The organism is Saccharothrix carnea, assembly GCF_003014735.1.
GTDB lineage: Bacteria > Actinomycetota > Actinomycetes > Mycobacteriales > Pseudonocardiaceae > Actinosynnema > Actinosynnema carneum.
Genome location: NZ_PYAX01000004.1, coordinates 17,921 through 29,864, shown reverse-complemented (window position 1 = coordinate 29,864; position 11,944 = coordinate 17,921). Strand labels below are relative to the sequence as shown.

General features: G+C 73.1%; 5 protein-coding genes. 1 reads left to right on the top strand and 4 read right to left on the bottom strand.

All coding sequences use genetic code 11. The features are described from left to right. Positions 1 to 4: 4 nt before the first annotated feature. The 3 genes from B0I31_RS12155 to B0I31_RS12145 form a co-directional block, all read right to left on the bottom strand. The gene (locus B0I31_RS12155; RefSeq protein WP_106615478.1) at positions 5 to 7,675 is read right to left on the bottom strand and encodes a non-ribosomal peptide synthetase; all 7,671 of its coding nucleotides are present in this window, start codon (positions 7,673 to 7,675) and stop codon (positions 5 to 7) included. A 67-nt stretch (positions 7,676 to 7,742) separates the two neighbouring features. Then, a complete protein-coding gene (locus B0I31_RS12150) occupies positions 7,743 to 9,011 on the bottom strand; it encodes a serine hydrolase domain-containing protein (protein ID WP_106615477.1) in 1,269 nt (422 codons plus the stop codon). 670 nt (positions 9,012 to 9,681) lie between these two features. Further along, entirely contained in the window at positions 9,682 to 10,296 is a 615-nt protein-coding gene (locus B0I31_RS12145) for a GTP pyrophosphokinase (protein ID WP_106615894.1), read from the bottom strand. 189 nt (positions 10,297 to 10,485) lie between these two features. Here B0I31_RS12145 and B0I31_RS12140 point away from each other — a divergent pair, with 189 nt between their 5' ends. Then, a complete protein-coding gene (locus B0I31_RS12140; RefSeq protein ID WP_181320128.1) occupies positions 10,486 to 11,343 on the top strand; it encodes an EamA family transporter in 858 nt (285 codons plus the stop codon). Positions 11,344 to 11,430: 87 nt separating this feature from the next. Here the strand turns inward: B0I31_RS12140 and B0I31_RS12135 are convergent, their stop codons facing one another. Continuing rightward, on the bottom strand, positions 11,431 to 11,931 hold the full coding sequence (locus B0I31_RS12135; protein WP_106615475.1) for a histidine kinase: 501 nt from the start codon (positions 11,929 to 11,931) through the stop codon (positions 11,431 to 11,433). Positions 11,932 to 11,944 lie beyond the last annotated feature (13 nt).

Below are 11,944 nucleotides of genomic sequence, written 5' to 3'. Positions count from 1 at the left end.
CGGGTCACGCCTCCGTGTCGGCAGCGAGGGCTTCGAGGTCCGCGAGGACCAGTTCCTCGACGAGGTCGGCGAGGGCGGAGACGGTGCGCGCGGTGAGGACGTCGCGTGGTGACAGGTCGACGCCGAACGCTTCCTTGGTCCGCGACGTGATGTGCAGGCTGCGGATCGAATCGCCGCCGAGGGTGAAGAAGCTGTCGTCCACGCCGACCCGGCCGACGCCGAGCACGTCCGCCCAGATGGCGGCGATCGCCTCTTCGGTCTCGGTGCGGGGAGCGACGTAGTCGTCGGATGTGACCGCGTCGCGCTCGGGCGCGGGGAGCGCGACGCGGTCGAGCTTGCCGTTCACGGTCAACGGCAGGCTTTCCAGTGCGACGAACGCCGCGGGCACCATGTGGTCGGGCAGGACCTCGGCCGTGTGGCGGCGCAGCTCCGAGGCCGTAGTCGGCTTGTCCGGCACGAAGTACGCCACCAAGCGGTGTTCGTTCACCACTACAACGACCTGGGCCACGGCAGGATGCGCGGCGAGCACCGATTCGACCTCGCCGAGTTCGACCCGGAAACCGCGGATCTTCACCTGGTGGTCCGCCCGGCCCAGGTAATGCAGCACGCCGTCGTCCCACCGGGCCAGGTCGCCGCTGCGGTACATGCGGGAACCGGGTGGGCCGAACGGGTTCGCGACGAACCGGGACGCGGTCAGGCCGGGCCGGTCGAGGTAGCCGCGGGCCAGACCCGGCCCGGCCACGTACATCTCGCCGGGCACGCGCGGCGGCACCGGGTTGAGGTCCTCGTCCAGCACGTAGATCCGCAGGTCCGGCATCGCCACGCCGATGCTGCCGTCGACCTCGGTGTAGGTGACGTGCACGGTGGTCTCGGTGATGCCGTACATGTTGATCAACGCGCCGGGGCCGTGCCAGCCCTCCAGCTTGCGCGGCTCGAGCGCCTCACCGGCGAAGATCACGCAGCGCAGGCTCAGCCCGGCCGGCTGCTCGGGGATCAGCTGGTAGAACGCGGACGGTGTCTGGCTGAGGATCGTCACGCCCTCGTCGACGAGCAGCCGGGCGAAGTCGCGCGGCGAGCGGGACACCGCGTGCGGCACGACCACCAGCCGGCCGCCGTGCAGCAGCGCGGCCCACAGCTCGAACACCGAGACGTCGAAGGCGTAGCTGTGGAACATCGACACCACGTCGTCGGGACCGAGCCGGAACCAGTGGTCGGTGGCGGAGAACAGCCGCACCACGTTGCCGTGCGGGATGACCACGCCCTTGGGCCGTCCGGTGGAGCCGGAGGTGTAGATGACGTACGCCGAGTGGTCGGGGCGCAACGCCGGTGTCGGCGCGGTCGCGGGCAGGCCGGTGAGGTCCGGTATCGCCGACAGCGTGGCGACCGGCCGCGCGTCCGCGATCGTGGCCGTGATCCGCTCCGGCGGGTAGGCCGGGTCGAGCGGCAGGTAGGCCGCGCCCGACTTGAGCACCGCCAGCACGGCGACCACCTGGTCCAGCGAGCGGGGCAGGAGCAGCGCGACGATCCGCTCCGGTCCGGCGCCGAGGCCGACGAGGTGGTGCGCGAGCCGGTTGGCCCGCTCGTCCAGCTCGCGGTAGGTCAGGTGCTCGCCCTCGCACGTCACCGCGACCGCGTCGGGCGTGCGCGCGGCCTGCGCGGCGAACAGCTCGGGGATCGTGGTGGTCGGCTCGCCGACCACCGTGCCGTTCCAGTCGAACAGCACCTGGCGCACCTCGTCGTCGGACAGCCACGGCACGTCGGCCACCGGCCGGTCCGGGTCGGCGACCAGGCCGACCAGCAGCCTGCGCAGCCGCTCGCCGAGCCGTTCGACGGTGGCCCGCTCGAACATCGCGGGTTCGTAGCCGAGCAGCACGCCGAGCCGTTCCCGCGGGTAGACGGTGGCGCTGAGCGGGAAGCTCGTGGTCTCGACCGCGGACAGCTCCCGCAGCCCCATGCCCTCGGCGACGTCGGCCGGGTAGTTCTCGAACACCACCACGCTGTCGAACAGGTTCGTGCCGCGCTCGACCGCGCTCCAGCCCTGGATGTCGGTCAGCGGCACGTGCTCGAACCGCCGTGACTCGACCTGGGCGTCCTGCAACGCACGCAGCCAGTCGGCCACCGGCGCGGCGCCGTCGACCCGGACCCGCACCGGCAGCGTGTTGATGAAGATGCCGGTGATCCCGTCCACCCCGGGCAGCTCCGCGGGTCTACCGGAGACCGTCGCGCCGAAGCACACGTCCCGCCGGCCGCCGGACCGCGCCAGCAGCAGCGCCCACGCGGCCTGCACGATCGCGCTGGGCGTCACGCGGTGCTCGCGGGCGAACTCGTACAGCCGCTCGGACTCGTCGTCGGTCAGCTCGACCTCCAGCCGTTCCGAGGACGTGCCGTGCTCGGCCGGGTGGTCGGCGGGCAGCGGGGTGGGCGAGTCGAAGTCGCCCAGCGCCGCGCGCCAGTGCGCCTCCGCCGCGGCCCGGTCCTGCTCGGCCAGCCAGGCGACGTAGTCGCGGAACGGCCGCCGTTCCACCGGCTCGCCGGTGCCGAACACCTCGGAGAGCACGTCGGAGAGCACGTGGAACACGCTCCAGCCGTCGAGCAGCACGTGGTGGAACGTCCACAGCACCTGGACGCTGGCGGGTGACAGGCGGGCGATCGCGACCCGCATCAGCGGCGGCTCGGCCAGGTCGATGCCCTGGGCCAGGTCCTCGGCCAGCAGGTCCCGCAGTTCGGCGGCGCGGCCCTCGGCGTCGAGCCGGCTCCAGTCGAGGAACCTGAACGGCACGCGGACGTGCTCGTGCACGACCTGCAACGGCTGCCGCACGCCCTCCCACAGCACGCTGCTGCGCAGCACGGGCGTCCGGTCGACCACCCGCTGCCATGCGGCGGCGAACCCGGCCGGGTCGGTGACGCCGTCGACCACGAACGTGGTCTGCTGGAAGTACACGCCCTGGTCGCCCAGGCCGTGGAACACCATGCCCGCCTGCATCGGGGTGAGCGGGTAGGCGTCCTCGCCGGTGATCAGGTCCACCTCGGCCTGGGTCAGGCGGGCCAGCGGGAAGTCCGACGACGTGCGACCGCCCGCGCCCGGCTCGGCGCAGTGCGCCACGATCCCGCGCAGCGACGCGGCGAACGAGTCGGCCAGCAGCGCGACGGTGGCGTGCTCGTGGGTGTTCTCGCTGTAGTGGAAGGTGAACTCCAGCTCGTCGCCGCGCACCTGGCCGACCACGTCCAGCAGGTGCGGTCGTGGTGCGCGGGGGTCGGCGGACAGCTCCAGGTCGCGCTGGTCGGCGTCGAACCGGCCCAGGTAGTTGAACGAGACCCGCGGGTCGCAGGCGGGCGCGGTGCGGGCCAGGTGGCGCAGCGCGCCGTACCCGATGCCACGCCCCGGCACGGCCCGCAGCTGTTCCTTCACCGACTTCAGCGCCTCACCCCAGCCGCCGTCCGGCACGTCCAGCGCGACCGGGAAGACGGTGGTGAACCAGCCGACCGTGCGGGACAGGTCGACGTCGGCGAACAGCTCCTCGCGGCCGTGGCCCTCCAGGTCCACCAGCACCCGCGACCGGCCGGTCCAGTCGGCCAGCACCCGGCCCAGCGCGGTCAGCAGCACGTCGTTGACCTGCGTGCGGTAGACGGGCGGCACGTCGCGCAGCAGCGCCGCGGTCTCCTCGGCGGTGAACCGCACGGTGACCTCGCGCTGGGACTCGACCGTGTTCGGGCCGTGCCGGTCCACCGGGACGTCGGTCGGCGTGGCCGCCACCGCCCGCCAGTGGTCCAGCTCGGCGTCGAAGCCGTGCGGCGCGTGCTCGGCCAGCCGGGTCGCCCAGTCGCGGAACGAAGTCGTCTTGCGTCCGATGTGGACGGTCTCGCCCGCGCGGGCCTGGCGGTAGGCCGTGGCCAGGTCCTCGACCAGCACGCGCCAGGACACGCCGTCGACCACGAGGTGGTGCGCGGTGAGGCGGACCGAGCCACCGCCGAGGACCTCGGCCCGAAGCAGCGGGCCCCGGGTGAGGTCGAAGTGGTCCAGTGCCAACGGGTCGGCGTCCGTGACGGGACCGACCACCTGGCGGTCGCCCTCGAACCGGGTGCGCAGCGCGTCGTGGTGCCCGACCAGCGCGGCCAGGGCGGTGCGCAGCGCGGCCACGTCGAGGTCGGCGTCGAGGTCGACCACGACGGACTGGTCGAAGTGCTCCGGGCGCACGCTGTGGCTGTCGAGGAACCAGCGCTGGATCGGGGTGAGCGGCGCGTCGCCGGTGACCGGGCCCTGGTCGGCGGCGGGCGGCAGGTCACGGGTGACGTGCGGCGCGATGGCGGCGACGGTCTGGTGCGCGAAGATGTCCCGCGAGGTCAGCACCAGGCCCGCGCGGCGGGCGCGGGTGACCACCTGGATGCCCAGGATCGAATCGCCGCCCAGGGCGAAGAAGTTGTCCCGCACGCCGACCCGGGCCGCGCCGAGCACCTCGGCGAACACGTCCGCGAGCACCGCCTCGACGGGCGTGCGCGGTGCCACGTAACGGGTTTCGGCGGACTCGGCCGGTGGTGCGGGCAGGGCGGCGCGGTCGAGCCGGTCGAGGCCGACGACCGTCGTGGGCACGGCGTGCGCGGGCAGCACCTGGCCCACGAACGCTTGCAGCGCCGAAGGGCTGACCGGCGGCGTCACGTACGCGACGAGCCGCTTGTCCACCACGACCACGGCCGCGTCGGTCACCTCGTGGTAGCGCAGGACCGCCTGCTCGACCTCCGCCAGGTCGACCCGGAAGCCGCGGACGCGCACCGTCTCGTCCGGGGGGAAGTCCAACGGCACCAGACCGCGCAGCGGCCGGTCCGGGTCGTCCGCCACCAGGCGCAGCAACGCTTCCAGGTCGTCGCCCAGCGACTCGATCGTGGCCGCGTCGAACAGGTCGGTGTTGTACTCGACGGTCAGCGCCAGGTCGTCACCGCGCGGCCAGAACTCCACCACGAGGTCGAACCGGGCCACCGGCCGGGGCAGGTCGTGCTCGGCGGCGGTCAGCCCGCCGAACGCCGTGTTCCTCACCAGCGGCTGGTGCAGCGCCACGACGGCCTGCACGAGCGGCGTGCGGCTGGGGTCCGGGTCGGGCCGCACCTCCTCCACGACCCGGTCGAACGGCACGTCGTCGTGCGCGAAGGCCTCCAGCGCGGTGTCCCGCACCTGGTCCAGGAACGAGGTGAACGGCAGGTCCGGGTCCACCCAGGAGCGCAGCACGAGCGTGCGGACGAAGAAGCCGACCGCGCGTTCCAGGTCGGCCCGGTCACGGCCGGAGCTGACCGTGCCCACCGAGATGTCCCGCTGCCGGCCGCGCGCGGACAGCAGCACCTGGACGGCGGCGGTGAGCGTCATGAACAAGGTGGCGTCGTGGGCACGGCCGACTGCCGCGAGCCGCCGGACCAGCCCGGCGGGCAGCGGACGGCGCAGCACCGCGCCGGAGGTGGTGCGCAGCGGCGGGCGCGGCCGGTCGGTGGGCAGGTCGAGCGCCTCGATGCCGTCCAGCCGCGCGCGCCAGTACGCCGGGTCGCCCTCGGGCCTGGCCCGGTCCCACACCGTGAAGTCGGGGTACTGCACGGCGGGTTCGGCGGGTCGCCCGCCCGCGTACAGCTCGGCCAGCTCCTCCAGCAGCACCTGCACCGACCAGCCGTCGGTGACGATGTGGTGCTGCACCAGGACCAGCAGGTGCTCGTCCGGGCCGAGCGGGCTGAGCACGGCGCGGGTCAGCGGACCGCGCCGCAGGTCGAACGGCTCGTCCAGGCCGAGGTCGGCGGTGGTGGCCCGTTCGGTCAGCACGCGCAGCGGGATCGTGCCGTTCGGCGCGACCACCTGCACCGGCTCGTCGCCCACCACGTCGAACGTCGTGCGCAGCGCGTCGTGCCGGCGCGCCAGCGCGTCCAGCGCTTCGGCCAGCCGCGGCACGTCCAGCGGCCCGGTCAGCCGCAGGCCCACGGCCGTGTTCTGCTCGGCCGTGCCGTCCAGCGAGAACAGCCGGCGCTGCGCCGACGACAGCGGCAGGGGCCCGGTCCGCGGTCCGCGGGGGATCGGGGCGCCGTCCTGGTCGGGCAGCGCCTCGGCGAGGGCGGCGACCGTGCGGTGGTCGAACATCGCCCGCACCGGCAGCCCGCCGAGCCGGGACAGCGCCCGCACGGCCAGGATCGAATCGCCGCCCAGGGCGAAGAAGTCGTCGTGCGCGCCGACCCGAGGCACGCCGAGCACCTCCGACCACACCGCGGCGACCCGGTGCTCGGCCGGGGTGCGCGGCTCGACGTGGTCCTCCGGGAGGTCGCCGACAACCGGTTCGGGCAGCGCGTCGCGGTCCAGCTTCCCGTTCGGCGACAGGGGGAACGCTTCCAGCGCGACGAAGGCGGAGGGCACGAGGTAGTCGGGCAGCCTCGCGGCCAGCCGCTCGCGCAGGCCCGCGGTCTCGCCCACCACGTACGCCACGAGCCGCTTCGGCTCGCCGCGGGCGACGACCACGGCGTGCTCCACACCGGGCTGCCGCCGCAGCACCGCCTCGATCTCGCCGGGCTCGACCCGGAAGCCGCGGATCTTCACCTGGTGGTCGGCACGGCCGACGAACTCCAACTGCCCGTCCGCGCGGCAGCGCACCACGTCGCCGGTGCGGTACATGCGGGCGCCGGGCGGCCCGAACGGGTCGGCCACGAACCGCTGCGCGGTGAGCCCGGGACGGCCCAGGTAGCCGCGGGCCAGGCCGACACCGGTCACGTACAGCTCGCCCTCGGCGGCCGGGCGCAGGTCGTCGTCGAGCACGTGCACGGTGGTGCCCGGGATGGGGCGGCCGATGGGCGGGGTGCCGCCGGGCTCCAGGGGCTCGCTCCAGGACGTGACCACAGTGGACTCGGTCGGACCGTAGGCGTTGATCATGCGGCGGCCGGGGGCCCACTTGGCCACCAGGTCGGGCGGGCAGGCGTCACCGCCGACGATCAGCGTGCGGAACGCGGGCAGCTCGACGTCGGGCACGGTGGCCAGCGCCACCGGGGGGATCAGCGCGTGCGTGACGCCGAACTCCTGGATCACCTGGGCGAGCTGGTCGCCGAGGAGGGGACCGGGCGGCGGCACCACGAGCGCCGCGCCGGCGGGCAGCGCCAGGCACAGCTCCAGCACCGAGGCGTCGAAGCTGGGGGAGGAGAACTGGAGGACCCGGTCGCCCGGTCGCACGTCGAAGTGGTCGATCTCGGCGGCGGCGAACGCGGGTAACCCTCTGTGCGGCACCACCACCCCCTTCGGGCGGCCGGTCGACCCGGACGTGTAGATCACGTACGCCGGGTCCTCCGGCAGGATCGTGACGTCGGGTGCCGCGGCGGGCTGGTCGGCGAGGTTGGGCAGGCCGTCGAGCACGAGCAGCGGATCGGCGTCGGAGACCATGAACGCGATCCGGTCGGCCGGGTAGTCCGGGTCGATCGGCAGGTACGCGGCGCCGGTCTTCAGCACCGCGAGCCGGGCCACGACGTTGTCCACCGACCGCGGCAGGGCCACCGCCACCACCCGCTCGCGCCGCGCCCCCTTGGCGCGGAGCAGGTGCGCGAGCCGGTTCGCGTGTTCGTCGAGTTCCCGGTAACCGACCACACCGCCGGGCGATATGACCGCGGGTGCGTCCGGAGTGCGCAGCGCCTGCGCGGCGATCAATTCCGGCAGTGTGCGGGCGTGCGTCATCGCGAGTGGTGCCTTTCTGGCTCAAGGGGCGCGGCTTACCCATTCTGCGGGGGTTCAAACGTGTGTTTCAGACCACTTTCGTGACCTGCCTGCGGGCCAGCCGACCGCCGATCTGGATCCAGCGGATCCCACCGTCGCCGGGGTCGCGCAGGAAACGCCCGGTCTGGTTGGTGTCGCCCGTGTCGGAATCACGCATCGCGAACACCAGGCCGTCGAACAACGACAGGTCCGCGAACGGCTCGCCGTCCACCGTGAGCGCCAGCCGCTCCCGGTCCACGGCCCGCACCGCGTATTCGACCTCGCCGTTGCGGAAGTGCCCGGTGCAGTCCGGCGGAGGGGCGATGCGGCGGTGCAGGCCGCGCATTCCGTCGTAATCGGCCACCGGCAGGCCCGCGGCGGCCAATTCCGGCACCAACTCGCGCCACAGCGCGAAGCCGCTGCTCCCGGTGGTCGTCAGGGCCACCGCGGTGCCGTCCGCCGGGTTGATCCGCAGGTGGCACGACGTGCCGTCGGCGGTGCCGTCGTGGCCGACCCAGCGCACGCCGTCGCGCTGGAACAGCGCCAGGCCGAGGCCCCAGCCGTCGGCCATGCCGAACGGCTCGGCGTGCCGGACGGGCTCGCGCATCGCCGCCAGCTCGCCGGCGCCCAGCAGGTGCGGCGCGCCGCCGCCGAGCATCCGGCCGAACGCCACCAGGTCCGCGGCGCTGGCGGCCAGGGCGCCCGCCGGTGCCTCGACCGGCGCGAGCGACTGCGCCACCGGCACCACGCGGCCCGTGGCGGTGTTGACCGCGTGGCCGGTGACCACGTCGGAGTCCGGGCTCGTGGTGAACCTGGCGCGCACCCCGAGCGGGCGCAGCAGGACCGCTTCCACCGCTTCCGACCAGGTCATCCCGGTCGCCACCTCGATCAGGTGGCCGATCAGGGAGTAGCCGATGTTGGAGTAGGAGAAGCCCGCGCCCGGCTCGTGCAGGGGGTGCAGCTCCCGCAGCGCCTGCCGCACGTGGTGGCGCAGCGACGTGGTGCGCACGTCCTCCGGGTCGGAGGGCAGGCCACCGGTGTGGCTCAGCAGATGGCGCAGCGTCAGCTCGTCGGCGATCCCGGGCAGGTGGTCGGACAGCGGTGCGTCCAGGTCGAGGTCCCCGTCCGAGACGAGGGCCATGGCGACGGTCGCGGTGAACGTCTTGGTGATCGAGCCGATGGGTACGGCCGCGTCCGCGGGCAGTCCCACCTCGCACGTCCACGTGCGTCCCGCGTGGTGCACGGCGAGCTGCGCCCCTGGCACCAGGTGGGCACGGGTGAGCGCGGCTAATCGAGTGGAGATCCGGTCGGTGTCCATGCGTGATCCTCTGAGAATGAGCCGCAGCGTGAATGAGTACTGGGCGCGGGGCCAACGGTGGCGGTCGCCCCTAGATCGTCGCGACCGCCGAACGGAGCATTCACCGAAAGGGTATTCCCTATTTTGAGGGAACTGTAACCTTCTGTTAGAAGTCGTACTTCGGCAGTTCACTCGATCGGCTGGTTTGGACCGGCTGGTCTCGTAAATACGCGCAGTACGCGAGGGTTATTCGCAGTCGCGTGTCAACGCCTCGCGGGTTGCCGGAGCCTGTCCATCACGGAGGTATGAAATGACTCCGTGCTCCGGTCAGCCGGATTTCGACGACGTTCCTGAGATCACCGTAACCTTTTCCTTCAAGCATCGTTTGACGTTACTCGGGCGTAGCGCACCTCGGCCGTTTGTGGCACATCGGTAGTGCCGTGCGGCGGGGGCCCGATAACCGCACGCCGGAGAGCGCCACTCGTGCTTCGGGGTGGTCCTTCGGGAAGTGCGGCACGCGGCCCCGCGCGCAGCGGCGCGCGGTCGACCCCGGCCACGGCGTGCTCGACGTCACGGTCCGCCGCGCCGGGGCGGGTGTCATCGGGTAAGAGCGCTGAGGCGGGTGTCGGCAGGGCGGGGTGTGGCTGTCGGGTGGGGTCGGGCGTCCGGGCCACTCACCCGCGGTCGGGCCTCAGTCCCGCTGCACCTCGTGGTGCAGCGACTCCATCCGGGCGTCCAGCTCGGCCGCGATGGCGGCGGTGGCGGTCAGCTCCTCGACGAAACCCGCGGGCACCTGGTCGTCGTACTTGTAGTACAGCTTGTGCTCCAAAGTGGCCCAGAAGTCCATCGCGATGGTCCGCAGCTGCACCTCGACCTTCACGTGCTCCACCCGGTCGGACAGGAACACCGGGATGCGCACGATCAGGTGCAGGCTGCGGTACCCGTTGGGCTTCGGTGCCGCGATGTAGTCCTTGGTCCGCAGGATCTCCACGTCGTTCTGCCGGGCCAGCATGTCGCGCACGCGGTACACATCGGACACGAACGGGCACACCACCCGCACGCCCGCCACGTCGTCTAGGTGCTCGGCGGCCAGCGACAGGTCCGCCGGCAGGCCCTTGCGCCGGAGCTTGTCGAGGATCGCGTCCGGCCGCTTCACCCGGTGCGTCACGTGCTCGATGGGGTCGTGCCGGTGGACGAGGTCGAACTCCTCGCTGAGGATCCGCAGTTTCGTCATGAGCTCGTCGACGGCGAACTTGTAGACCACGAGCGACCGCCGCAGCAGGTCGTCCGCGACGCCGATGTCCATGATCCCCACGATACCGGGGTGCCGTTGGACTAGGATGCCGGTCGTGAACACCCACTGGCACGTGGTCCTCCCGCCGCCGTGCGCCTGACCGGGCGCACTCGCTGACGCACACCCGCACGCCTGCCTGATCCCCATCGCGCAGTGCGCCCGTTCGCGTCCTCTTCTTCTCGTCTCGCGAACGGAGACCTCGTGTCGACCTCTGCCGTGGAAACACGCGCTCGTTCTGATTCTCGTTCCACCCGCGGACCGCTGCCGATCCTGGCGGCGTGCGTCCTGTGGGGCACCACTGGTACCGCCGGCTCGCTGGCACCCGCGTCGGCACCGGCCGCCGCCGTGGGCGCGGCCGGCCTGGTCGTCGGCGGCTGCCTGCTGTTCGTCGCCGCCCGGGGCACGCGTGCGGTCCTGAGGACCGCCGACTGGAGGCTGCTGCTGCTCGGCGCGGTGACCGTGGCGGGCTACGTGCTCGCCTTCTACCCGGCGGTCGCCCGCACGGGGGTGGCGGTGGGCACCACCGTGGCGCTGGCCGCCGCGCCGATCGTGCTGGGCCTGCGTGCCCGGCCGCTGCTCACGTCGGCCGCGGTGGTCGGCTGCACGGCGCTCGTGCTGGGCGGCGGTGACACCCGGGTCGATCCGGTCGGGGTGGCGTTGGCGCTGGTCGCGGGCCTGTCGTACGCCGTGTACTCGGTGGTCTGCGCGCACCTGATCGGGCTGGGGCACCCGTCCCGGGCCGTGGTCGGCGTGGTGTTCGGTGGCGCGTCCGCGATGACGTTGCCGGTGGTGCTGCTCGTCGGTGTCGGGTGGGTGGCGAGCCCGTCCGGGCTGGCGGTGACCGCGCACCTGGCGGTGTTCACCACGTTCGCCGCGTACCTGCTGTTCGCCCGCGGGCTCCGGTACACGGGCGCGGCGGCGGCGACCACGTTGACCCTGGCCGAGCCGGCGGTGGCGGCGGTGCTGGGTGTCGTGGTGCTGCACGAGCGGTTGTCGCTCGTGTCGTGGTGCGGGATGGCCGTGCTGGCGGTCGCCCTGGTGGCGCTCGCGCGACGGTGACGTGAGTGGGCCGGCGTCCCGATCCGGGGGCGCCGGCCTCGCGCGTCGAGCGGGTGAACCGCGTCGCGGTGGTCGGTCGGCCGAGCGCTAGTCGGGCCGGTGGGCTCCGCCGCCCAGGCCGTAGAGGATGCGCTGGATGACCTCCGGGTCCACGTCCGGCTCGTCACCCAGCCGCTCGGCGGCGGGGGAACGGCGGGGTTCGCGGCGGGGGAGCGGCACGGAGGAGGCGTTCATGCCGGACGGCAGGGCCAGTTCGCACCACGCCAGGTGGCCGCCCGCGGTGAGGTCGACCAGACCCGCGCGGGAGCCGGCCAGCTCGGGCGGCAGCGCGACCCGGTTGCCCTCGACCTCGACCACCAGGTACGTGCCGGTCAGCCGCAGGCGCACGAGCAGGAAGCCGGGTGCGCGCCGGTCGGCCACGTCGACGGCGGCGCCGACCAGGCGGCGGACCGTCTGCGCGGCCTCGTCCTGCATGGCCCGCAGTCGCCACTCGCCCAGCGAGAAGCGCACGAACATGTCCGCGACGTTCACCGCGGTGGGCAGCGCGACGAGTCGAAGGTCGTCGACCTGTTCGGTCTGGGCGTTCACACCGATCCTCCTC

What these genes read in the sequence shown, in the direction of transcription:
- B0I31_RS12155 (WP_106615478.1), bottom strand. Translation starts at nt 7,675, where the DNA reads ATGACGCACGCCCGCACACTGCCGGAATTGATCGCCGCGCAGGCGCTG.
- B0I31_RS12150 (WP_106615477.1), bottom strand. Translation starts at nt 9,011, where the DNA reads ATGGACACCGACCGGATCTCCACTCGATTAGCCGCGCTCACCCGTGCC.
- B0I31_RS12145 (WP_106615894.1), bottom strand. Translation starts at nt 10,296, where the DNA reads ATGGACATCGGCGTCGCGGACGACCTGCTGCGGCGGTCGCTCGTGGTC.